This is a genomic window from Agrobacterium sp. DKPNP3, from assembly GCF_052686535.1.
The window spans coordinates 40391-61039 of record NZ_JBQYSN010000017.1 but is presented as its reverse complement, the minus strand read 5'-3'; the positions used below and the strand labels follow the sequence as shown (position 1 = coordinate 61039).

At 58.2% G+C, this 20649-nt stretch carries 27 protein-coding genes; 14 read left to right on the top strand and 13 right to left on the bottom strand.

The genetic code is table 11. The annotated features are described in order from the left end of the window. Positions 1-19 precede the first annotated feature (19 nt). The 5 genes from ctaD to ACUTJJ_RS07535 are packed head-to-tail and all read left to right on the top strand — an operon-like array spanning position 20 to position 4079. Positions 20-1903, top strand: coding sequence for a cytochrome c oxidase subunit I (ctaD, locus tag ACUTJJ_RS07555; protein ID WP_445541802.1), 1884 nt, complete (start codon positions 20-22; stop codon positions 1901-1903). Next, complete coding sequence (locus ACUTJJ_RS07550; protein WP_445541794.1) at positions 1900-2502, top strand: cytochrome c oxidase subunit 3; 603 nt, start codon at positions 1900-1902, stop codon at positions 2500-2502. The genes ctaD and ACUTJJ_RS07550 overlap by 4 nt, the downstream gene beginning before the upstream one ends. Next, positions 2499-2810, top strand: a complete 312-nt coding sequence (locus tag ACUTJJ_RS07545; RefSeq protein WP_445541793.1) for a hypothetical protein — start codon at positions 2499-2501, stop codon at positions 2808-2810. Before ACUTJJ_RS07550 ends, ACUTJJ_RS07545 begins: the two co-directional genes overlap by 4 nt. After that, positions 2798-3691, top strand: coding sequence for a cytochrome c oxidase assembly protein (locus ACUTJJ_RS07540; RefSeq protein WP_445541792.1), 894 nt, complete (start codon positions 2798-2800; stop codon positions 3689-3691). The genes ACUTJJ_RS07545 and ACUTJJ_RS07540 overlap by 13 nt, the downstream gene beginning before the upstream one ends. Next, positions 3666-4079: a c-type cytochrome gene (locus tag ACUTJJ_RS07535; RefSeq protein WP_445541791.1), complete on the top strand. Its 414-nt coding sequence runs from the start codon at positions 3666-3668 to the stop codon at positions 4077-4079. Before ACUTJJ_RS07540 ends, ACUTJJ_RS07535 begins: the two co-directional genes overlap by 26 nt. A 2-nt stretch (positions 4080-4081) precedes the next feature. Here ACUTJJ_RS07535 and ACUTJJ_RS07530 read toward each other — a convergent pair whose 3' ends face one another. After that, complete coding sequence (locus tag ACUTJJ_RS07530) at positions 4082-5032, bottom strand: c-type cytochrome (protein WP_445541790.1); 951 nt, start codon at positions 5030-5032, stop codon at positions 4082-4084. Positions 5033-5368: 336 nt separating this feature from the next. On the opposite strand from ACUTJJ_RS07530, the gene ACUTJJ_RS07525 reads away from it, so the two are divergent. The 3 genes from ACUTJJ_RS07525 (at position 5369) to ACUTJJ_RS07515 (ending at position 6651) form a co-directional block, all read left to right on the top strand. Further along, positions 5369-5626: a hypothetical protein gene (locus ACUTJJ_RS07525; protein ID WP_445541789.1), complete on the top strand. Its 258-nt coding sequence runs from the start codon at positions 5369-5371 to the stop codon at positions 5624-5626. Between the two features lie 9 nt (positions 5627-5635). After that, the gene (locus tag ACUTJJ_RS07520; RefSeq protein WP_445541788.1) at positions 5636-6292 is read left to right on the top strand and encodes a class I SAM-dependent methyltransferase; all 657 of its coding nucleotides are present in this window, start codon (positions 5636-5638) and stop codon (positions 6290-6292) included. A gap of 146 nt (positions 6293-6438) precedes the next feature. Further along, positions 6439-6651, top strand: a complete 213-nt coding sequence (locus ACUTJJ_RS07515) for a hypothetical protein (protein WP_077224946.1) — start codon at positions 6439-6441, stop codon at positions 6649-6651. 136 nt (positions 6652-6787) lie between these two features. On the opposite strand, the gene ACUTJJ_RS07510 is transcribed toward ACUTJJ_RS07515, so the two are convergent. Beyond that, positions 6788-7147, bottom strand: coding sequence for a hypothetical protein (locus ACUTJJ_RS07510; protein WP_445541787.1), 360 nt, complete (start codon positions 7145-7147; stop codon positions 6788-6790). Between the two features lie 221 nt (positions 7148-7368). Here ACUTJJ_RS07510 and ACUTJJ_RS07505 point away from each other — a divergent pair, with 221 nt between their 5' ends. The 4 genes from ACUTJJ_RS07505 to ACUTJJ_RS07490 are packed head-to-tail and all read left to right on the top strand — an operon-like array spanning position 7369 to position 8370. After that, positions 7369-7596 (top strand): hypothetical protein, encoded by a 228-nt coding sequence (locus tag ACUTJJ_RS07505; RefSeq protein ID WP_445541786.1) that lies wholly within the window; start codon positions 7369-7371, stop codon positions 7594-7596. 11 nt (positions 7597-7607) lie between these two features. Continuing rightward, positions 7608-7940 carry a DUF982 domain-containing protein gene (locus ACUTJJ_RS07500; RefSeq protein WP_445541785.1) on the top strand — a complete coding sequence of 111 codons (333 nt, stop codon included), beginning with the start codon at positions 7608-7610 and terminating at the stop codon, positions 7938-7940. A 33-nt stretch (positions 7941-7973) separates the two neighbouring features. Beyond that, positions 7974-8198 (top strand): hypothetical protein, encoded by a 225-nt coding sequence (locus ACUTJJ_RS07495; RefSeq protein WP_209090851.1) that lies wholly within the window; start codon positions 7974-7976, stop codon positions 8196-8198. A 25-nt stretch (positions 8199-8223) separates the two neighbouring features. Then, positions 8224-8370 (top strand): hypothetical protein, encoded by a 147-nt coding sequence (locus ACUTJJ_RS07490; protein WP_155737548.1) that lies wholly within the window; start codon positions 8224-8226, stop codon positions 8368-8370. A gap of 75 nt (positions 8371-8445) precedes the next feature. Here the strand turns inward: ACUTJJ_RS07490 and ACUTJJ_RS07485 are convergent, their stop codons facing one another. From ACUTJJ_RS07485 to ACUTJJ_RS07450, 8 genes are read right to left on the bottom strand one after another with little or no spacing between them, the layout of a single operon-like run. Continuing rightward, complete coding sequence (locus ACUTJJ_RS07485; protein WP_445541784.1) at positions 8446-9180, bottom strand: TIGR04290 family methyltransferase; 735 nt, start codon at positions 9178-9180, stop codon at positions 8446-8448. A gap of 3 nt (positions 9181-9183) precedes the next feature. Further along, the gene (locus ACUTJJ_RS07480) at positions 9184-10218 is read right to left on the bottom strand and encodes a UDP-glucuronic acid decarboxylase family protein (RefSeq protein ID WP_209090855.1); all 1035 of its coding nucleotides are present in this window, start codon (positions 10216-10218) and stop codon (positions 9184-9186) included. Then, positions 10193-11344: a CgeB family protein gene (locus ACUTJJ_RS07475; protein WP_445541783.1), complete on the bottom strand. Its 1152-nt coding sequence runs from the start codon at positions 11342-11344 to the stop codon at positions 10193-10195. The genes ACUTJJ_RS07480 and ACUTJJ_RS07475 overlap by 26 nt, the downstream gene beginning before the upstream one ends. Beyond that, positions 11341-12432: a CgeB family protein gene (locus ACUTJJ_RS07470; protein ID WP_445541782.1), complete on the bottom strand. Its 1092-nt coding sequence runs from the start codon at positions 12430-12432 to the stop codon at positions 11341-11343. The genes ACUTJJ_RS07475 and ACUTJJ_RS07470 overlap by 4 nt, the downstream gene beginning before the upstream one ends. Continuing rightward, positions 12429-13559: a CgeB family protein gene (locus tag ACUTJJ_RS07465; protein ID WP_445541781.1), complete on the bottom strand. Its 1131-nt coding sequence runs from the start codon at positions 13557-13559 to the stop codon at positions 12429-12431. The genes ACUTJJ_RS07470 and ACUTJJ_RS07465 overlap by 4 nt, the downstream gene beginning before the upstream one ends. 3 nt (positions 13560-13562) lie before the next feature. Next, positions 13563-14678, bottom strand: coding sequence for a glycosyltransferase family 4 protein (locus tag ACUTJJ_RS07460; RefSeq protein WP_063950196.1), 1116 nt, complete (start codon positions 14676-14678; stop codon positions 13563-13565). After that, positions 14675-16711, bottom strand: coding sequence for an NAD-dependent epimerase/dehydratase family protein (locus tag ACUTJJ_RS07455; protein ID WP_445541780.1), 2037 nt, complete (start codon positions 16709-16711; stop codon positions 14675-14677). Before ACUTJJ_RS07455 ends, ACUTJJ_RS07460 begins: the two co-directional genes overlap by 4 nt. Then, on the bottom strand, positions 16708-17814 hold the full coding sequence (locus ACUTJJ_RS07450) for an NAD-dependent epimerase/dehydratase family protein (protein ID WP_209090860.1): 1107 nt from the start codon (positions 17812-17814) through the stop codon (positions 16708-16710). Before ACUTJJ_RS07450 ends, ACUTJJ_RS07455 begins: the two co-directional genes overlap by 4 nt. A 211-nt stretch (positions 17815-18025) precedes the next feature. Here ACUTJJ_RS07450 and ACUTJJ_RS07445 point away from each other — a divergent pair, with 211 nt between their 5' ends. Next, a complete protein-coding gene (locus ACUTJJ_RS07445) occupies positions 18026-19012 on the top strand; it encodes an MDR/zinc-dependent alcohol dehydrogenase-like family protein (protein ID WP_209090861.1) in 987 nt (328 codons plus the stop codon). Between the two features lie 106 nt (positions 19013-19118). Here the strand turns inward: ACUTJJ_RS07445 and ACUTJJ_RS07440 are convergent, their stop codons facing one another. Continuing rightward, positions 19119-19355: a DUF6894 family protein gene (locus ACUTJJ_RS07440; protein ID WP_063950200.1), complete on the bottom strand. Its 237-nt coding sequence runs from the start codon at positions 19353-19355 to the stop codon at positions 19119-19121. Positions 19356-19607: 252 nt separating this feature from the next. On the opposite strand from ACUTJJ_RS07440, the gene ACUTJJ_RS07435 reads away from it, so the two are divergent. Beyond that, entirely contained in the window at positions 19608-19973 is a 366-nt protein-coding gene (locus tag ACUTJJ_RS07435; protein WP_445541779.1) for a hypothetical protein, read from the top strand. On the opposite strand, the gene ACUTJJ_RS07430 is transcribed toward ACUTJJ_RS07435, so the two are convergent. Together ACUTJJ_RS07430 and ACUTJJ_RS07425 are read right to left on the bottom strand one after the other, a co-directional pair. After that, entirely contained in the window at positions 19967-20200 is a 234-nt protein-coding gene (locus tag ACUTJJ_RS07430) for a hypothetical protein (RefSeq protein WP_209090866.1), read from the bottom strand. The genes ACUTJJ_RS07435 and ACUTJJ_RS07430 overlap by 7 nt on opposite strands. Before the next feature lie 207 nt (positions 20201-20407). Next, complete coding sequence (locus tag ACUTJJ_RS07425) at positions 20408-20608, bottom strand: hypothetical protein (RefSeq protein ID WP_063950202.1); 201 nt, start codon at positions 20606-20608, stop codon at positions 20408-20410. Between the last annotated feature and the right edge of the window lie 41 nt (positions 20609-20649).

Sequence of the window (20649 nt, the reverse complement as noted above, 5' to 3'; positions counted from 1 at the left end):
CGAAAGAGCTCCTGCGGTCATGGATAGTCATCTGTCGGCGTCGCAACTCGACGAAAAGTTACACGAGACTTGGGATCCCCGTCCTGGATTCTGGGGCGCAATCGCCACCGTCGATCACAAGGTCATTGCAAGAAGATACATTGTCACGGCTTTTGTATTCCTCATCCTGGGCGGGATACTCGCGCTCGTGATGCGCGTACAGCTTGCTACGCCCGAAGCCCGCTTCATCGATCCGGATCGCTATAATCAGATTTTCACGATGCACGGCGCAAACATGATGTTCCTTTTCGCCGTGCCTGTCATGGAAGCGATGGCGGTCTATTTCGTGCCGCTAATGGTGGGAACCCGCAATATCGCCTTTCCCCGCCTCAATGCCTACTCTTTTTGGGTATTCCTTGGGGGCGGGCTGCTCCTGTGGTTGTCGTTCCTGCTCGACAGCGCACCCGACGTTGGCTGGTTTGCCTATGTTCCGCTTGCGGGCCCCGAATATGGGGCCGGAAAGCGGGCGGATATCTGGGCGCAGATGATTACCTTTACCGAGCTTTCCGCCCTTTCGATTGCGGTCGAGATTGTCGTGACTGTCTTCAAGCTGCGGGCGCCCGGAATGTCACTCGACCGCATCCCGCTGCTCGTGTGGTCTATGTTGGTAATGGCATTTCTCGTCATCATCGCCATGCCGGCGATCATGTTTGCCAGCTCAACGCTGATAATGGACAGGCTGGTGGGCACCCATTTCTACAATCCCGCCGAGGGCGGAGACGCGCTTCTCTGGCAGCATCTCTTCTGGTTTTTTGGCCATCCTGAGGTCTACATCATCTTTCTTCCCGCCGTCGGAATGGTATCCACCATTCTGCCCGCTTTCGTCGGCCGACCGGTCTTCGGATATCTCGCGATGGTCATGGCGCTGATTTCGACCGGTGTCCTCTCTTTCGGTCTCTGGGTCCACCACATGTTCGTCGCTGGTCTGCCAAAGCTTGGCGAAAGTTTCTTCACGGCGTCGAGCATGGCGATTTCCGTACCGGCAGGCGTCCAGATTTTCTGTTGGCTGGCCACATTATGGGCGGGGCGCCCCGTCTTCAAGACACCGCTTCTGTTCATCCTAGGCTTCATTGTGACCTTCGTGATCGGCGGGCTGACGGGCGTCATGGTCGCATCGGTGCCTTTCGATACCCAGGTTCACGATACCTACTTCGTGGTCGCTCACTTCCATTACGTCCTGATCGGCGGCGCGGTCTTCCCGTTGATCGCGGCCGTCAATTACTGGTTTCCGAAAGTGACAGGACGCATGATGAGCGAAAAACTCGGCCGCCTCAGCTTCTGGATGATTTTCATCGGCTTCCACCTGACCTTCTTCCCGATGCATATGCTCGGACTTCTTGGAATGCCGCGACGGGTCTACACCTATCAACCGGAATTGCCGTGGGCCGGTCTCAATTCCTTCGTGAGCCTGAGCGCATTTTTGCTGGCGGCCGGGTTCCTTGTCTTCTTCGTTGATGTTGTGAGGAGTTTCCATAGGGGAAGACCTGCCGGAGACAATCCCTGGGGGGCGGCGACACTTGAATGGGCGACGACGTCGCCGCCTCCTTCATTCAATTTCCGCTCCATTCCTGTCGTCCAAAACCGCGACCCTCTATGGGCGGCTCGGACTGAGTTTCCTGTTGCTGTCGGCCTGCGGGTGGATCGCCGTGAAATCCTGGTCACCAGCGTGGGCGAAGCACAGCCCGAGGCACGGGAAGCCTCGCCGACCGACTCCGTGTGGCCCTTCTGGGCGGCCATTGTGACCTCGATCATGCTTATCTGGTCTATGTTTTCCGCCTGGGCAGTCCTGTGGGGGTCGATCCCGATTGCAATCGCACTTATCGGCTGGTTCTGGCCGAAGGGAACGGCGGAGGAAGAATCGTGAAAGCGCGTGCTGTTCTCGACGTGTCGAAGCTACCAATCTCTGGAACGGGCACAGCAAGCCCTGCCTGGTGGGGAACATGCGCGTTCATGTTGATTGAAGGAACGGGCTTTTCCCTGGCGATCGCCGTCTATCTCTATCTGATGAGCCTTGCGCCCCGCTGGCCCATCGACGCGCCAGTGCCCGACTTGAACGCCGGGCTCATTTTGACGGCGGTTCTTGTCCTCAGCGTCATCCCTAACATGATGGTCGCGCGGTGGGCCCGCCAGCGCCAGCTCGGTCACGTTCGGGTCGGGCTCGTGGTCATGTCTGCGGCTGGCATCGCCCTCATCTGCCTGCGGGCGTTCGAATTTCCCGCCCTTCAGGTGAAATGGGACGACAACGCCTATGGCTCTATCGTCTGGACGATACTTGGGTTGCACACGACCCACATTCTCACAGACCTTATCGATACGATCGTCCTCACCTGCCTGATGTTCACCCGGCACGGAGATAGTCCGCGCCGCTACGGGGACGTGCAGGACAATGCCCTCTACTGGAACTTTGTCGTCGTTACCTGGCTCCCGCTCTATCTCTGCATTTACTGGATACCGCGGCTATGACATCAAGGATCGCAAATTATGCGGGGCTGTTTTTCGCCCCGACGGTCTGGCTACTCAACACCCAACTCGGTCAAATACTGCCTCCGGCAGACTGCGCCGACGCGGTGAACGTCACGGCGGCCGTCTCATTCGGCTGCGCCATGGTCGCACTTGCGTCGGCTGTTATCGCGCAAGGAAGGAGAGGTGTTGAGACGTCGCGGCTTTCCGTGTTCATCGCGTCGTTGAGCGTGCTCATCGCCCTTATTTTTGCTTTTGCGCTTCTTCTGCAAGGGACAGCATCATTGCTGCTAAGCCCATGCGCGCGTTGACACTGATCATCGTGGTTCTCGCCAGCGCCAGCCCGATTGCAGCGCATCAGGGACAGGAGCACGCATCCGCGGCGACATGGACATTCGATGCCTGGATCGTCAGTCCGATCATCCTTTCGGCCATGCTCGCCGGTGCCGGTTTCCTTCGGCTGCGACGCCGATCGGGGAAAAGCCGGGAAATGACTAAATCCGCTCTGGCTTTCTACAGCGGCCTGCTTGTCCTTGTTGCAGCCCTTGTCTCGCCCATCCATTTCATGGGCGAACATCTTTTCACATTCCATATGATCGAACACGAACTGGTCATGGCGGTTGCCGCTCCGCTAATCGTCCTTGCCCGGCCGGTTGGCTTCGTCCTCTGGAGCGTGCCCAGGCATGTCCGCCACCTCATCGCGGCTGGCATGACCGCAAAGCCGGTCCGGGCATCGTGGAACCTGCTTGCCGGCGGGGCGGTTGCGACAACGCTGCACGGTGCCGCCATTTGGGTCTGGCACGTGCCGGACATATTCGATGCGACGGTTACGGACGTGACACTGCACCGGCTGCAGCATCTCTCCTTTTTCCTGACGGCGATCCTGTTTTGGTGGTCGGTGCTCTGGCGCTCAGGGAAGGGAATGGCAGCCTGGCATCTATTCGTGACGATGATGCACACGAGCATTCTGGGTGCGTTGATCGCCCTTGCGCCCCGGGTCGTTTACGTATCGCAAACAGAGGCCGCGCCCGCATGGGGTCTGACGCCGTTTGAGGATCAACAGCTAGCCGGCCTTCTGATGTGGGTGCCGGGCGGCATCATCTATGCGGGAGCGGCACTCATGATGATCGCGGCGTGGATTTCACGCTCCAGCAAGCGAGGTGGTTATGACAGTCACGCTCCTGCCGTTTAAAGCTGGCCTCGTCGTTTCTGCGGTTTTGACAACCGCGGTTCTCACCGGCGTCGCCGTCGCTATCGTCAAGGACAGGTCGCAGAAAAGTGCGGTCGCGACAGCGATGACTGGCGGGGATGAAACGCTCGCGCCCGCAATTTTTCGCCGCTACGGCTGTAGCGGGTGCCATACGATTCCCGGCGTTGCGGGCGCCGACGGGAAAGTGGGCGGCGAACTGAACATGGTTCGGGAACGGGTCTATATTGGCGACGGTCTCAACAACACCCCGGACAATCTTGTCCGTTGGATCGTGTCTCCAACGGATTTTTCCAAGCGAACGGCGATGCCCGTGACCGGGATAACTGAAACCGAGGCGCGGCATGTTGCTGCCTACCTCTATGCCAGATGACCCTACGGATGCGGGGTATCGACCGGGGGCAGGGATTTGATGTAGCGCGCGATGGCGTCGCGGTCGGCCTGAGGGAGTTGCGAGAGATTGGCGACGACATCCACCATTGCGGAGCCAACGTGCCCGCCTTGCGGGGTCTTGCCCGTTGCGAGCATCTCCGAGACATCGGCTTGCGTCCAACCGGACAGGCGGCGTGCTGTGATATTTGGCACGAAGCCTGTTCCCTCCGCATCCGGGCCGCCAGCATAACGCGTTGTGGGTTTGATTGCTCCGAGAACATTGCGCGTGGAATGACATTCAGCGCAATGCGTGACAGCCTCGACAAGGTAGGCACCGCGATTGAAGACGGCGTCACCGGCAACATTCGGCGCTTGGCGTTGCCTGGCGAAAAAGAAGAGCTTCCACAGCCCGATCAAACGTCGGATGCGCGCAAAGAACGGGAGGTCGTGCGGCGGTGTGCGGCCGGAAACCGCCGGCAAGGTCCTTAAGTAGGCATAGAGGTCTGCGACATCCCGCACGTCCAGGCCTGTATAGCTCGTATAGGGAAAGGCAGGATAATAGTGACGGCTGGCGGGAGAAACGCCTGCAATCAATGCGTTGGCGAGATCAGCCGCCGACCACGAGCCAATACCATCCTTGACGTCGGGAGAAATATTGGGTGGCCGAAACACACCGAAGGGGGAAGCGAGCGCCATGCCGCCGCCGAGAAGAAGAGGATTTGCCTGACCCGGTGTCGCGTGACACGACCCGCAGCTTCCAGCAAGGAACACCAGTCTTCCCACCTGTGGATCGCCCGCGGTAAGGCGGGGATCGGCCTGATCAAAGAGTGTTTTCGGAGCAGTCAAAAACCAGAAGGCAGTCAAGGCAACTCCTGCGATGCAGGCCCCAACGAGTACCGCGAGAAACCGCGGCGACGAATAGGAAACGGCAGCATGGGGATCATCATCGATCATGTCCATCCTCAATGGCGACGGCGGGGCCGCGCGATCTTCTTCTATCGAACTTTCATGAACATTCCCGGTTCCTTGCTATCCCAGTAGCGCGCAAACCTGCCCTGGCTGGAACATCTTGGCAGCTGCTGGGTTGGGTTGTGAACCGAAGGCCATGAGTGGGTTTTTACAAGGGGCAGGCAATGGAAAGAGACAGAGACAACGTGAAGCCAGAACCCGGTAGCGACGACGCCCGATCTGCAGACGGGGATGTCAGCCGGGAGGACCGGCAGAAAGCAAAGGAAAACGCCGACCGCATGCGCAAAGAACGGTACGGCGGCAGTGACAAGGATGAGAATGATGACGGAAGCAGCGACAACCACCGACCATAAAAAAATCAGAAAATGGGTCGAGGAACGCGACGGTCGGCCCGTCAAGGTGGACGTCTCCGGTGACGGAGGTATCCTGCGGATTGATTTCGGCAAACCGGAAGAGGACCTGACAGAGATTTCCTGGGACGAGTTTTTTGAAATTTTCGAAGAAAGAAAACTGGCGTTCCTTCATCAGGACAAGACGTCCAAAGGCGAAAGCCGCTTTAACAAATTCGTTTCACGCTGAGGCAAAGACTTGCAGGCAACAGACGCAATCGATGCAAAACGCGAACAGCAGCGAAAGGCTTACCGCTTCTGGGCGCCGATTTATGATTGGGTCTATGGCTATTTCCTAAGGCCCGCGCAGGTTGAGCTGGCGCGATGTGCGGGCAACGTCGCAGGCGACGTTCTCGAAATCGGCGTGGGAACTGGCCTCGTGCTTCCACTCTATCCGCCGACAACAACCGTAACCGGCATCGATCTGTCGCAGGACATGCTTTTGAGAGCGAAACAGAAAGTCGCGCTTGGATCGATGCCGCACGTCAAGGCCCTTCATGTCATGGATGCCTGCGATCTATCCTTCGACGACAATTCTTTCGACGTGATCTCGCTTCCCTTTGTCATGCCGCTGATACCGGATACAGACCGTCTGCTTTCCGAATGCGCGCGTGTGCTCCGACCAAAGGGGGAAATCGTGATCGTCAGCAAGATCACAGATAGTGCGGGCGCGGTGCGTCGGGTCGAGCAATTGGTGTCGCCGCTTGCGCAACAAATCGGTTTGAGTTCTGCCTTTCACATCGAAGAGATCGAAAGATGGCTGCAAAAGAACCCATCTTTTCAGATGATCGAAAACAGAAAAATTCGCCCGACCGGGTATTTCCGTCTTCTTCGCATCGGTCGCCAAAGGCGTTGAGGCGAGGCTGTGATGCCCATGCAAAAGCAGCTGTTCCCGGAGATCGAATGCTGAAGGAACAAACGATTTCTATCGCCGTTTGTCGATGATGAGAGGCGGTGCTTGTTCAGCTTTCTGCCTTAACCGCAATAACTCCGGGACTTACAATGACAGACGAGACCGACCTTGCCGAATTCTTTCGCGTTGCGACCGACGACGAACTGTTTCAGAAAATGCGAGAGCTTGAAATCAGGAGCGAAGAAGAAGGTCTGGATGGGGTCGCCGCCCAGGTGGAGTTGACAGCTAGTGAAATCGAAAACCGTTTTCCCGGTCAGGCGCTTGCACCCTATAAGCGTTGGAAGCAGGAGCAATTTCTTTAAAGCGACCGGCATGCGCGCCAGCAGATCGGTCAGATCCCGGGTACGTCCCGGCAAACCTCTGGCGCCGGTTTTTCGTGCGAAATGCATAAAAACGAAGAGAAGAGCATTTTGGGTCATCTAGGTAGCCGAAAGAGCTCTAGTGGAAGGTGCCGCCTTGTTGCGCGGTCAAACCAGAGACAATATTCCTGATATCCCGCGGATGGGCGGAAAGGACGTAGGGGCCAGCCTCCTGCCGAGCAAGCGTTTGTGACACATAGAAGAGAAAGGGCGTGCCTCTTTCTTCCAGCTCCTGTGTCAGGCGCAGCATGATTTCGGCGTCGTAACGAACGTCGATTATCGCAGCCGTATATGACAGATCGTGACCGTCGATTATTGCATCCGCGGTGTAAGGCCCAAGCAGATCGATGTGGGCCGCTGCCCATGCCCCCTTGATCTCGAATGTGAGATCATCGACCTCGCCAATGACGAGGATGGTGAAGCGTCCTGTGCTTCGCATGCAATACTCCCTGCGTGCTCGCCAGCGACGCCTCGTTTCATGAAGGCGTATACGCGCGGCAAGCCATAAAGGCCCAGCGGGCTTCATCAAATATCTGCGAGGCTGCGCAGACTTCGTTTGGTATATACGAAGCTAGTGCTCGGCGAGTTTCAGCAGCGGGTATATTTCAATTCCGCTTTGTATTTGACAGGAACAAAACAGGACTGCCAAGGTTCGGGGCCATGTTCAAACACGGAGATCCCCAATGGCTACTCAAAAGACCCTCGACGGCCAATCTGGATGAGGATGGCGCAACGGACAAAAAGCTCACCAAGCTTGCGTTCGCGAACCAGAAAGTCGAAGGGCCGCATAATTTCCTCTCGGCTTGCACGAACGACTTAGCGAAATCGCCGGCGCGGGAAGAAATTCCGGCCCGGGCGGCGTTCACTGCATTTAGCCACTTGCGTTGATGGAGAATTAAATGGCAACCGTTCCGCAACTAGGCGCCTATCCAATCGGTCTCCTTGTGGGAACCCGCCGCTTCACGCTCTCCGGTGTCGATGACGCCGTGCAGTTGCTTGAACAACACTGGCCGAACAAGACGGGCATCCACTATGGCCGGGCGCTCAGGAGCTGTCGTTTGGCATTGCTCAGGAACGGGCCCGCGGCCGTTGCGCGCGAAGATTTGATTGCCGCCTGTCTGGAGGCCGGCATTCCACACCAATTTCAGTCCGGTTCCGATAAGGAGCAATTGCCTCTTTTTGCCGGGCCGGAGGATGATGAACATCTTTCATCGGGAGCGGCTCGCCAGTAGGCGTCGTCGCCACAAAAAAAGCAGGAGGTTGCGATGCCGGAGCCACGAGAACGTATCAGGCCGGAGGAGGACCTGAACCGCACCGTCAGCGAAAAGCTGGATTCGAAATTTTCGCCTGTCGGTATCGATGATGGGGCCTTTCGCGGGCGGAACAGGACTTGGAAAAGAATGATCGGTTATGTGCTGGTCATTTTTGCCCTCGCAATCGTCATCGCTTTGTCCTTCCTCCTGGGAACGCATCCGGGTCGGGTCTCGTGATACCAGAGCTGAAGAGGAGCATGAGATGAGTGAACGAACTGACGAAAAGTCGCTTTATTGGGCCATTGTCGGTGCCGACAGGAACACTAACGAAGGCCTGGCGCGTTTATTGGGTCTTATTATCCTGCTGATTGTCGCGGGCGGCGTCATCGCCTGGATAATTGGGCGTTGATCCCTCCCCGGATGTCTTAAGGAGCCGTTCGGCGGCTCATCAAAAACGGCCTTTCTCTGGGCGACGTCAGCCCCTTCACGTCGCTTGCGGCGGCGGCTCTGCCGCATAGTGGCGTTTGCCACGCCGGCAGAGATACACCTCGCGTTCTGGATTTTCCTGGATGATAAACCCAGCGCTCCGCAGCATCGCCTCCACAGCCGCTTTATTCGGGATGAACCAGTTCGTCGGATCGGCCGCGTACCGCTCCTCAACGAAGAAGAGTTTGGGAGAGGACGGTTCGTCGAAAACGGCCCACTCCGAGAAGGGATAATCTTCTTTTACCGCCAGCGTTCTTTCGTCGCCGCGTTGGAGGGACTGGAACAGCATCATGTCATCAGCGACATGCTCAAAAATCAGATCCAGAGCGAGCAGGGGATGGCGCAGATGATAAAAGACACCCATGAAGATGACGAGATCAAATCGCTCGTTCAGCGAGCCAACGTCATAGACCGACATTTGCCGGAATTCGATGTCGAGCCTCGACTGTTCGGCCACGAAGCGGGCCTGATCGAGATAGTGCGGGTCGGAATCAATCCCGACCACACGCCCCGCATGTCGACGCTTCATTTCCAGACTGTAGAAGCCGGCATTGCAGCCGATGTCGAGAACGCTCCGACCCTCGAGATCGTCTGGAATGACATGAGCGAACCCTTCCCATTTAAACGCCGGATAATCCCCGAGAAAATGATCCGGTGCGGTTTTTACACCGGCGATCTCCATGTTCTGGAACCACGGGCCAAGCTCGATGATGCGCTTTTTAACGCCCCCCATGGCTTAAGCTCCCAGCACCGCACTGGCGGCGATGGCGCCGCTTCCGGCCACAATGGCTCCAGGTGCCGGATGCTGCTTCGATGCGGCGAGGAGAAACCACTCCGCAGTGTGGCGCAGACCTTCAGCGAGCGGTACCGTCGGCGCCCAGCGAAGCAATTCTGCTGCCCGCGATATGTCCGGTTTCCGTCGGCGCGGATCGTCGGTCGGCAAGGGTTTATGGACAAGGACCGAGCGCGTCGGAACAGTTTCAAGAACCAGATCTGCGAGCTGCCTGATTGAGAACTCGCCCGGGTTGCCCAGGTTAACAGGAAGCCCCGGATTGGGCTGGACATCCATCAGGGCGATAAGGCCGGCAATCAGGTCGCTGACGTAACAGAAAGATCGGGTTTGCTCGCCTGTGCCGTAAATCGTCAACGGTTGTCCTGCGATGGCCTGCACCAGCAGGTTCGACACGATGCGGCCGTCGTCGGGGCGCATGCGCGGGCCGTAAGTATTGAAAATTCTGGCAACACGAGCATCCACTTTACCGGCCCGGAAAAGATCGAAACACAGCGCCTCGGCCGCCCGCTTGCCCTCGTCGTAACAGGCACGAGGGCCGGTACAGCTGACATTGCCGCGATAATCCTCCCGCTGAGGATGTTCGTCGGGATCGCCATAGACCTCGCTCGTTGAAGCCTGCAGGAAAGATGCCCGGTTGCGTTGAGCGAGCGCAAGGAGGTTCGCCGTGCCTGAGACACAGGTCATCATCGTGTGTACCGGATCTGCCTGGTACTGTGGTGGCGATGCCGCGCAGGCCAGATTGTAAATCTGGTGCACCGGCTCATCGATCTCCTGAAGGTCGCATATATCCTGCTCGATCAGCCGAAAATGTGGATGGTTCAAAAGAGGACGCACGTTTGCGTGCGAGCCTGTGAGGAAACTGTCGATGCATAGAACCCTATCGCCCCGCGCCAGCAAAGCGTCGCAGAGGTGCGACCCGACAAAGCCCCCGCCGCCTGCGACGACAATCGTTCTAGTAGGTGGATTTGGTGTCGGCATAATCATTCTCCCTGGTTTGGGTAAGATTGGCGCGTCGCGCAGTCCCTGACCGTCGAGGCGATATTCCATCGAGGTATGCTTCAAGCTCTGCGGCTCTTGTTTCACCAGTATGGTCGTTGACAATTCGGCTCTTGGCAGCGGTTGAAATTGCCGTCCGTTTCGTTTCATCGATGCCAGTGAGCGCCTTGACGACACCGGCTGTTCCCTGCGCGATGATGACAGCCTCGTCTTCCGGCAGTAGTTCCGACAGGCCACGCCAATAATCGCTGATGATGGGAGTGCCACAGGCCGCCGCCTCAAAGAGACGAACGCTTGGTGACCAGCCGGCAGCGACCATATCGGCGCGCGTCACATTCAGGGTAAAGCGCTGGCGGCTATAGAACTCCGGGTGATCCTCCGGTGGAAGATGATCGATCCGTTCCACGTTGTCGGGCCAGATGATGGTCTCAGGATATTGCGGGCCGGCGACAACGAAGTGCATATGCGGCAATTGCCTGGCCGGTTCGATCAGCAGTTCTTCAAGCTTTGGCTGGCGATCGGGGCTGTAAGTGCCGAGATAGCCGAGGTCCCATCTGATAGGTTGAGCGGAACTTTGATAACGCTCTGCATCGACAGAGCAATAAAGCGCCGCAGCCTTGCGCGCACCATAATGTCGCTCGAGCCGTTTCAGCGTTTCACCGCCTGTGAAGGAGAAATAGATGTCAAAAAGGCAAATCTGCCGGGCGGCCAGATAGTCTTCCTCGTGGCGATCCAGTTTCGCCATGGTTACCGGTGTATCGATATCGTAGAAACAGAACCGCTTGGGCCCCAGCGCATTGACAGCGTCAACAACCGCTACGCCGTCGGGCACATAGGAACCTATAATAACGGCATCAGCCTCTCGCAAACGGGATGCATATTTTTGCGTAATGGCGAGCGGATCATCATAGTGGACAAGGTCGCAGAAATCCGGTGCAGGGAGATCGCGTCGCGAGGCGTACCAGGGCGTATCGCGCTCCAGGAAAAGAACGCGGTGACCAGCCTTGTTGAGGCCGCGGATAAGCGCGCGGAACGTTGTCGCGTGACCGTTGCCCCAGGAGGATGAGAGGCTGAGGCCGAAGAAAACAATATCGAGCGGTTTCGTCATTCTGCCGCCTCCCTGCTGTCGGTGAAACGACGTCGGAACAGTTCGTCCACCGCAGCGGCGCGATCCTGATACGTGTGTTTGTCCAGCACTTTCGCCAATGCACGTTGGCCGACTGCAGCGGCTTTCTCAGGTGTAAGCGCCGTTAAGATGTCCGCGACATCCGGACCGTCACGCGCAACCAGGATTTCCTCGCCGGGGGTAAAGAAGAGATCGATACCGTCCCAATAATCGGTGATGATGCAAGCCGCGGCCCCCGCTGCCTCGAAAACCCGGGTTGCTGGCGAAAATCCGGTTTGTGCCATGCTCGCCCGCGATATGTTGAGCACGGCTTTCGGCGTGGCGTTAAAGGCATTGTGGTCCCGGGTAGAAACGTGCCCGATATAACGAGTGTTGGGAGACATCGCCTTCCCCTCCCAACCGGAGCCTCCAAGCAGAAAGGTCTCGTTTTGCAACCGGGAAGCGGGATCAAGAAAAAACGCTTCTACTCGTTCCTCGCGATCCGGCAGTCGGTTGCCAAGGAAGCCGAGGGAGGCAGCAAATCGGGGTTCAGATGGGACAGGATGATGCGTCTCGGGATCGAGCGCGTTATAGACCGGGATGCAATCCTTCGCGCCAACGGCACGATACGCCTGGATCACCGGTTCACCACCGCCATAGGTCAAGACAAGATCTATCTCACCAAGGGCCCGGCGTAATGGGTGATCCGGGGACATCCTTATGTCTTGGAGCGTCGCTGGGGCGTCGACATCCCAGAAAATCTTGAGGGCATCCTCCCGGGCGTGCGTCAGCACCTCCGTCAAAAGGAGATCGTCCTCGAATCCGACGCCGCTCGCCTTGCAGACAATGTCCGCGTCGGCAGAAAGACTCGCCGCCTGTTTCAACGCCGGGATGGTCCCTTCGTAAACAACCACCCTGCACCAGTCCGGCGGTTCGATGTCCCGGTTTTTTTGCCGATCGAACACATTGGGTTCGTAGAAGGTGATGTCGTAGCCTCTTGCTGCCAAAGCCTTGAGCAGACCGCGATAATAGGTGGCGGCACCATTCCAGTAGGCGGAGACAAGGCTTGATCCATAAAAGGCGATTTTCATTGGGCTGCCTCCCTTGCCGTCAGGGCATCAGTTACTCTGGACGAGCCGCAGGTGCGCAGGATTTCGAACAGTTCATCGACACGGTGACGGCAGGTGTGGCGGCTCCTGATTGTTTCGAGGCCGGATTGAATGAGATGATTGGCGAGATCGCGATCGACGAGAACGGTTCGGAGCTGTTCTTTCATTTCGTCGCCTGAACTGACGGATAGATAGTCGTCGCCAGTGCGGAAGAGACCTTCGCAATCGTTCCATGGTGCGGACACAAGAGGAATGCCGCAGGCCAGCGCTTCAAACACGCGGATGGTGGGGATACCCGGCAGATTTTCGACATAGGGCCTTCGAGGAATGTGAACCGTCACCCGGTTTTGCGCGAAGGCTTCAGGCGCCGCGGCGTTGGCAATCCAACCCTTGTAGGATATGCCCACCTCTGCCAATGCTGCGAGCGCCGGGCGCGGATATCGCACGCCGTGTATCGTCGTCTTCAGACGCAGGTCCGCCGCAGGCTGCACGAGGTACTCAGCGATCTCGGCCGATCTCTCGTCATCTCCCCAGTTGCCGATCCAGATAAGGTCACCGGTTTTCGACACCGATTGCAGCGGCTTGAAAATGCTGTCGTCGGCGGCTTCATGCCAGGTGAAAACGTTGCGCCCCCACCCGGCTTTGAGGTAACGCTCGCGCAATGTGCCACCGAAGACGAGGACGCCATCGTAGGCGCTTAGATCAAGGCCTGCGATATCGGTATCGGCGGAAACGGCGCGGTGATGGGTGTCGTGGAACAGCAGCGTAAATGCTGCGCCCGCCTGGCGCAGCCGCCCGATCCGGGCCACAAGGGCCGGGTCTGTCCATTCGTGCATGATAACGACGTCAGCGTCATCGAGAGCGGCCTCATGGTCGAAGCCATCGTCGTAGACTACGGAGCGCAGGTCGGGAAAAGCGTCATGGAAGGCGGAAACGGCAACGCTTCCCTGATCGGCAATCAGATTTTGGCGACTCCATGATTGCGCAGGCTCCAACGCGATGGCCACGTGTCCGCGACGTGTGAGGTCGCGCATCACGCCCCTTAAAAAATGGGCGTTGCCGTGGTTCCAGTCCGATATAAGCGAATGGGTGTAAAAGACGAACTTCATGTTTCACTCCGCAGCGGTGAGAGAGGACGGCCGCTTTGCCATGGCGCGATACTGCGCCAGCATGGCGTTAACCTGCGCCTCACGGCTGAAGCGTTGTGAGCGTGTTCGCGCTTCTTGTGCCAGGTGGTTGCGAAGGCTGGCTTCCGCAGCGAGCCTGTTGAACGCCGCCGAAAAAGACGAGGGGTCACGGGGGCAAGCGAACACGGCGGCTCCGTCCCATAATTCGCGGTAGGTCGGGATATCAGCCAGCACTAGGGCGCAGCCGCTCTTGGCCGCCTCCAGCGCTGCAAGACCGAATGGTTCGTAAAGAGAAGGCGACACAAAAATTGAAGCTGTGTGCATCAGCTCAAGCACATCCCGATGAGCACATTCGCCAGCGACATGAACATTTGCGATTTCGATGCCCTGACCGTTCGGCCCTCTTGTCGACCCTGCCATGATCACGGGCCAAACCGCGTCGCGCGCGGCGCGATCAAGGACATCGCCACCTTTTCCCTCATCCCACCAGCGCCCGGCTGCAACGATGAAGTCCTGCTTTTCCGCGACATCGGGGACGTCGCCACAGGAATTGTATACGACCTGCAGGTTGGGCAATGCCCCGTAGATGGCTTCCAGCTGATCGGCGTGGCTCCGGCTCGGGGCTAGAACAAGATCGGCACGTTCAAAGCCGCGTTTTCCGAGCTCCTCATGCCATTCCCAGCCGGAGGGGGGTGGCGTCCCCCTCACAGCGGAGAACCAGCTTGGAATGCAGGAGTGGGACACAGCAATCACCGGCTTTTCGAGTCGAAGGCCTGCGGCTTGCGATGGCAGGTTGAGGTGCAACAGGTCAACCTCCTGACGGAGAGCCAGCTCTTCGATCATTGCCGGTATACGCACAAGCTGCGCGACGTCGTCCGCCATCCAGTCGAGCGGTGCATCAAGCCAGGCGAGCCTGCAATTGCGGGGGATCTCCAGAATCTGCCGAGAGGTGGGCGGTGGTCCAAACCCGGTCAGGATCACCTCGATATCGGCGTCCTCCAGTCCCGTGGCAAGATCCAACGCGTAACGCCAGACACCACCGACAGCATCGACCGTCATCAGTATCGTTTTGATGGTAGGCGTTTTCGGAGGCGGCCTCATGCGCGCCTCCTACCCTGTTCAGGAGAAGCGTCCACGGCGTCAAGGCGGCTTTCGATAAGCCATGCCGCGAGATCACGCAGCCCTTGCCGCCACGGCGTCCGCGCCTGCCATCCGAGCGCTGTTTCAAGCTTGCGGGTATCTGCGACAAAAAAGAGCTGGTCGCCTGCCCGCCACTCACCAAAGCTGATCTCGGCCCGGCGCCCGGTGACCGTCTCGATCTCCCGAATGACTTCGATCACGCTCACGGTATTGCCGGGTCCGCCGCCCAGGTTGAACGCCTGCCCCTTGATTGCTTCGATGTTTTGGAAGGCAGTGCGGTAGGCGGTAACTGCATCATTGACGTGCAGGACATCCCGCACCTGTCGGCCATCGCCGTAGATGGAAACGGGCTCGCCGGCCAGCAATTGAAGAAGGAAATGAGCTACCCATCCCTGATCTTCGGTTCCGAATTGGCGAGGGCCGTAGATACAGCTCATGCGCAGAACACTCGTCGGAATGTCGAAGGAGTGGGCGTAGTCGAGGACGTACTGATCGGCCACGCCCTTCGAACAGCCATAGGGAGTGCAGAACGAAAGCGGTCTGTCCTCACCTATCCCGAAAGCACGGACGTTTTCGTCCGCTGGCAGATAGCGGTCGCCGGCTTCGATCATAGCGAGATCGTCGAGGGCGCCATACACCTTATTGGTACTGGCAAAGACAACAGCTGCCCGATGACCCGCCCGCCGCACCGCTTCAAGGACGTTGAGTGTGCCACGGGCATTCGTCTCGAAGTCATCCTGAGGATGGACGAGGCTGGTGGTGACCGCTGTCTGAGCTGCCAGATGAAACACCGCTTTCGCATCGGCGAATGCGGCTTCGATGCCGTTGAAGTCGCGGACATCGGCGAGAACTGGATGCACCCTGTCACGGTGCCTTCTCATCAGCCATTCGAGGTTCTGATCCACCCCAGGGCGCTGCAGATTATCGACGATAACAACATCCTCGCCATCCCTGAGAAAACTGTCGGCGAGATTGGACCCGATGAAGCCACTGCCGCCGGTGATGACGATCGGGGCGGCGTGGGTTGCCACGCGCGGGGTCGCAAGCCGCGTCACCTCTTGAAGTCTGTTTACGCCGCCCTCCGTCAGCAGGCGCGCGAGAAGCTTCGGTTGATTGTCATGGGTGACTGCACCGAGATGATAGTGTCGTGGATCGAACCAGAGGCCTTCCTGCACCGCGACGTCAGGAGGCACGTCCTGCCAGGCGTACCAGTACATTCGGTCCGCATCGACATTAAGCGCGACCATGAACCGCCTTGCCTGTTCGATCTCATCCTTTCGCCACGTCGAATAGCCGGTTTCAGTGATCCAGATTTCAGCCTGCGGGTTGAAGCGATCAAGAACCTTGCGCATTTCCCCAAGATGCATGTCCCAGCCGCCCCAGGCACCTTGTTCGCTGTCCCAGGTGCCGGGAAACCCGTGGAAGCCGACGGCGTCTACGACTGCGAGGACGCCACGCTCTCCCATCAGGTTTAGCCAGAGCGGATCGAAGGGGCAGGGGCCGCCAAGAACCGGCTTGAAGCCACGTTGACGGGCCCAATAGGCGGCGCCCCCAACCATCTCGCAGAACAGCATGAAATCGCTGTCTTCGCGCCAGTCCCAGTCGAGCAGGTTGTTCGGTTCGTTCCACAATTCAATGTGGCTGAAGTGCTTGCCGTAGCGGGTCAGGATGTGGTCGACGAAATCCGCATAGGACTTCAGGTCGTGCGGTGCGCCGGAAGAGCGGCCCGTGCGCGACATGGATGGCGGGGTATAATGAATGCAGGGCAGGATTTCGATCTGGCTGGCGAGGTGGGGAATGAGCCAGTCGAACCATTCTTCGCCACCGGGCGCCAGATATTCCGCCCAGGACAGATGCGTCCGTAGATAGCTTGCGCCACTTGCGCAGATGTCTGGAAGAGCTGCCTTCGCCCTGTCATATTCGCCCGGGCGAAACCACTCCACAAATCCGAACTTGCGTTGCTGCGCCGGCAGGATGCTCAAGGGTTCCGTCATAACACCAGGCCCCTTGCCATGAGTTCCTGCTGCATCTGGGCTCCCCGGTCCAATCCTCCGGTATTCCGCACCCAGGCGGCGAAGGGGCCGAGTGAGTTTTCCAGCCGGTGGCGGGGCGTGAAACCTAGAAGCTCCTGTGCCTTGAAGATGTCGGCGAAGCAGTTGCGGATATCGCCGGCGCGGGCTTGCGAGGTGATTTCCGGCTCCAGATCCGGGCAATCCATGGCCTGCGCAAGAAGGGCGGCGACCTGCGCGATTGTGTATGCTTGGCCGCTGCCGATATTGAAAACGTGACCGGGCGCGGCAGGCTTTTCGAGAGCGAGACGAAAAGCGCGGGCCACGTCCTCTACGTGGACGAAATCTCGCCGTTGCTCGCCGTCTTCGAAGATGATCGGGCGTTGACCATTTGAGAGCCTGGCAGCAAAGTTCGCAAGGACGCCGGTATAGGGATTGGAAAGCGCTTGGCCCGCCCCAAACACGTTGAATAGTCGCAGCGCGACCGCTTCGACCCCGTAGGCGCGGCCAAATATCAGGACCTGTTGTTCCTGTGCGTATTTGGTCAAGGCGTAGATCGACGCAAGGTCGACGGGTTTTTCCTCATCGGTTGCAACAGGCATCAGGTCGGCGCCATCGGCGTCCGTTGGATTCCAGTGCCGTTGTTTGACCTGATGGGTGTTTCGGCGAACACGTCCGAGGATGGTATTCTTGCGATCCCGATAGAGCCCCTCGCCATAAACGCTCATGGAGGAGGCAACGACGATTCTTCGGACCGGACGCTCAATTAGCGCTTCGAGTAGAACCGCCGTCCCCAGATCGTTGCTGCCGACGTAGCGGGCGATCTCATACATGGATTGGCCGACCCCAACCTCCGCTGCCAGATGGATGACCCCATCAACATCCTCGAGCGCTGACAGCACCGCCTCCTTGTCGCGTATGTCGGCTTTGATGATATCGGTCAGGTTGGCAAGAGCAGGTCCGCCATCGCCATGGACCTGATCGATGAAGGCATCGAGGACGCGGACGCCATAACCGTGCTCTGCAAGTTCTGCCGCAACGTGGCGGCCAATAAAACCACCGCCACCTGTTACCAGGATTGTCGCCATGGGGAATGTCCTTTGCTCGGTGAGAGGGGTGCGAATTGGGCTCCCCAACCGCACACCTTTGCAAAAGTTCCTTCTTGAATGACTTCAATGTTGTCATCTTGATCAATGACTTCTTCCGGAACCGATGGTGCCCCTGGTTGTTCGGCGCCCCGAGATCCGTTGCAGCATTAAGGGTGGCGGGACCAGCATCATCTGAACGAGGAGCGCTTCGATGAACCTTATGGAAAACCGCAGCGGCACCATGGAAGCCGCGGTCGTCAGCGGCCCCGGCATCTTGCAGGTTGGACGATATCCGCTTCGTGAGCCGGGCCCGGGTCAGGTCCGGATCAGGCTGGAAGGGTGCGGCGTCTGCGCTTCCAATCTGACGCCTTGGGCTGGCCCTGAGTGGATGCAGTTTCCGACCGAGCCGGGCGGTCTGGGGCATGAAGGGTGGGGCGTTATCGACAGGATCGGCACTGACGTTTCCCATTTAAAAGTCGGCGAGAGGGTCGCGGCCTTAAGCTATCACGCCTATGCCACGCATGATATTGCCGAGGCCGATATGGTGGTTCGCCTGCCGTCGGAACTTGATGGCCAGCCCTTTCCGGGTGAGCCGCTGGGCTGCGCCATGAATATCTTCGAACGGTGTCAGATCGAGGCCGGCCAGACCGTTGCAGTGGTGGGCGTCGGGTTCCTTGGAGCACTGCTGACCCAACTTGCTGCCCGAGAAGGTGCGCGGGTCATCGCCATATCACGACGTTCTTTTTCGCTGGCCCTGGCACGCACGATGGGTGCAGCGGATCTCATCGAGATGGACGACCACTGGAGAATCATCGAACGCGTCAAGGAATTGACCGGCGGCAGGTTCTGCGACCGGGTCATTGAAGCCGTCGGCCAACAATGGCCGCTTGATCTCGCAGGAGAACTCGCTGCCGAGCGCGGCCGCCTGATCATTGCAGGCTATCATCAGGACGGCCCAAGGCAGGTCAACATGCAATCGTGGAACTGGCGGGGATTGGACGTCATCAATGCCCATGAACGGGATCCACAAATCTATATCAGTGGCATGAAAAAGGCGGCGGCAGCCGTGGTTTCCGGCGCACTCGACCCATCGAGGTTATACACCCACAGCTACCCGCTACGAGATCTCGATAAGGCACTCAATGACACAAGGGATCGTCCGGGGGAGTTTTTGAAGGCCCTTATTTTCTATCCGTGACCCAGCGGACGACTGCGCGCAGCGGAGCCTTTCCATTCAAGGGGCGTCGGGAGAAGGCAGGATGTCATGGTCGGCAATGAACGCCGACGTTCCATCAGAAATCTCCTTACTCGAACCGGACAACAGATTTTAGCGGGATTTTCGCGACCAGAACGCCATCGCCCCTCACGACCTCGAACTCAGCGCCATCGACAATTTCGTTTTTCAGAATTTTCTCGGCAAGCATTTCCCTGGCGGCCTGCAATGCCTCGATGCAGGCCCTTTCGTCGTTCGAAAGCATTGCACCTTCTGTATCCACAGAGAGACCTTCAGCATCTCTGATGTGGAAATAATACCGCGGCATTGCAAACTATCCCGTTTTCATGGATTTTCATTCAACCTGCTCTCGCGGTCTTGGTTCCATTGCCGGAGCCCAAAAAAAGCTTCGCCGATAAATCAGACTGGAACCTGTCTGTTGCTGCTCGGTTGTGTTGCGGTGCAAGGATAGCCGGTTTAGCTGGCGTAACGATGCAGGACATAAACGCATGGGACAAAGGAAGTGATTGTCTCCTGCTTGCCGCCATGGAGCGGCTGCCGGCATAAAAAGGACATTACCGTGCTACGTGTCTTCAGAGGCAAGAGGCTGATGGTGGTTGAGCAGCGTAAGGTGCTGACGGCGGCGTGCCGTGAGCAGATTGCGGCCGCCGGAGCGACTGTCCTCGGTCCCGTCCCCTCGTTGCGGGCGGTACTGCGGACACTGGAAGCGGGAGACGCCGACGCCGTCATCATCGATATCAACGTCGACGTTGAAACGATGCTGCAACTAACGACGCTTTTCGAGGCGATGGGGCTACCTTTCGTCTTTTCTTCTCCCATGTCCGCAAACCGCGCAGGTTACGTCCTCAGCGATGACAGAAAACAGCTTCGAAAAATTGCCGACGCGCTGTTCGGCCCCCCGGGAACGTCGTCAACGCTTCACTGACCGTTTTTCATCACGCCTGCTTCAGGCCGAGCGGGAAGATTGTCGGTGCGGGTGGAAGGGATACTGAATTCGCGCAGGAAAACCCGCCGCATCGTAGCGAACAACTCAACATCGATGGCAAGCTCGTCATCTTGCACCGGGAAGCGTCGCAATGTGTGATTGATGGTATCTTCTACCAGTTTCACCCGCAGCCCTTCGTGCGAGGTAAAACGTACGGCCCAGCGCATCAATGTGCGCCGTAAAAGACAATTGTCGAGATTATTGTAAGAGGACACAATGGCTCTCCCGATCAGCAGGCGGGAGCACATAGTAACCCTCAGTTGCCACCGCCTACGAATTCGGTTGGTGGCAATATCTAAAGGATAACATTGATCGGCGCAGAGTCCACCCCAATATGTGGGGAGTGCGAACTCTTCCGTCGCGGCTCTGACATCCTAAATTTTTTCGTCAGACCCCGGCGCCGCGTTACCGGCTTCTTTCTCCCTGTCGCCGGGTTGGCCGATAGGGACCGGCGGGGCACCCTCGTCCCCGTTCGTGATGATGTCCTCATCCCGGGCTCTCGGCCGCCACGTCGATCCGCGTGTGGCTTTCGGGTCGTCAGGCTTGCCCACCGTGTTCTTGTTCAGGTCACGCATCATGGTCTCCTTTTGAAGGACGAACCATCAAATGACCTCCC

Coding starts and splice junctions, on each gene's coding strand:
- ACUTJJ_RS07535 (WP_445541791.1), top strand. CDS start 3,666: ATGACAGTCACGCTCCTGCCGTTTAAAGCTGGCCTCGTCGTTTCTGCG.
- ACUTJJ_RS07490 (WP_155737548.1), top strand. CDS start 8,224: ATGAGTGAACGAACTGACGAAAAGTCGCTTTATTGGGCCATTGTCGGT.
- ACUTJJ_RS07485 (WP_445541784.1), bottom strand. CDS start 9,180: ATGGGGGGCGTTAAAAAGCGCATCATCGAGCTTGGCCCGTGGTTCCAG.
- ACUTJJ_RS07545 (WP_445541793.1), top strand. CDS start 2,499: ATGACATCAAGGATCGCAAATTATGCGGGGCTGTTTTTCGCCCCGACG.
- ACUTJJ_RS07445 (WP_209090861.1), top strand. CDS start 18,026: ATGAACCTTATGGAAAACCGCAGCGGCACCATGGAAGCCGCGGTCGTC.
- ACUTJJ_RS07450 (WP_209090860.1), bottom strand. CDS start 17,814: ATGGCGACAATCCTGGTAACAGGTGGCGGTGGTTTTATTGGCCGCCAC.
- ACUTJJ_RS07425 (WP_063950202.1), bottom strand. CDS start 20,608: ATGCGTGACCTGAACAAGAACACGGTGGGCAAGCCTGACGACCCGAAA.
- ACUTJJ_RS07455 (WP_445541780.1), bottom strand. CDS start 16,711: ATGACGGAACCCTTGAGCATCCTGCCGGCGCAGCAACGCAAGTTCGGA.
- ACUTJJ_RS07515 (WP_077224946.1), top strand. CDS start 6,439: ATGACAGACGAGACCGACCTTGCCGAATTCTTTCGCGTTGCGACCGAC.
- ACUTJJ_RS07430 (WP_209090866.1), bottom strand. CDS start 20,200: ATGCGCTGGGCCGTACGTTTTACCTCGCACGAAGGGCTGCGGGTGAAA.
- ctaD (WP_445541802.1), top strand. CDS start 20: ATGGATAGTCATCTGTCGGCGTCGCAACTCGACGAAAAGTTACACGAG.
- ACUTJJ_RS07505 (WP_445541786.1), top strand. CDS start 7,369: ATGTTCAAACACGGAGATCCCCAATGGCTACTCAAAAGACCCTCGACG.
- ACUTJJ_RS07495 (WP_209090851.1), top strand. CDS start 7,974: ATGCCGGAGCCACGAGAACGTATCAGGCCGGAGGAGGACCTGAACCGC.
- ACUTJJ_RS07530 (WP_445541790.1), bottom strand. CDS start 5,032: ATGATCGATGATGATCCCCATGCTGCCGTTTCCTATTCGTCGCCGCGG.
- ACUTJJ_RS07480 (WP_209090855.1), bottom strand. CDS start 10,218: ATGCCGACACCAAATCCACCTACTAGAACGATTGTCGTCGCAGGCGGC.
- ACUTJJ_RS07500 (WP_445541785.1), top strand. CDS start 7,608: ATGGCAACCGTTCCGCAACTAGGCGCCTATCCAATCGGTCTCCTTGTG.
- ACUTJJ_RS07510 (WP_445541787.1), bottom strand. CDS start 7,147: ATGCGAAGCACAGGACGCTTCACCATCCTCGTCATTGGCGAGGTCGAT.
- ACUTJJ_RS07470 (WP_445541782.1), bottom strand. CDS start 12,432: ATGAAAATCGCCTTTTATGGATCAAGCCTTGTCTCCGCCTACTGGAAT.
- ACUTJJ_RS07525 (WP_445541789.1), top strand. CDS start 5,369: ATGACGGAAGCAGCGACAACCACCGACCATAAAAAAATCAGAAAATGG.
- ACUTJJ_RS07440 (WP_063950200.1), bottom strand. CDS start 19,355: ATGCCGCGGTATTATTTCCACATCAGAGATGCTGAAGGTCTCTCTGTG.
- ACUTJJ_RS07460 (WP_063950196.1), bottom strand. CDS start 14,678: ATGAGGCCGCCTCCGAAAACGCCTACCATCAAAACGATACTGATGACG.
- ACUTJJ_RS07465 (WP_445541781.1), bottom strand. CDS start 13,559: ATGAAGTTCGTCTTTTACACCCATTCGCTTATATCGGACTGGAACCAC.
- ACUTJJ_RS07475 (WP_445541783.1), bottom strand. CDS start 11,344: ATGACGAAACCGCTCGATATTGTTTTCTTCGGCCTCAGCCTCTCATCC.
- ACUTJJ_RS07540 (WP_445541792.1), top strand. CDS start 2,798: ATGCGCGCGTTGACACTGATCATCGTGGTTCTCGCCAGCGCCAGCCCG.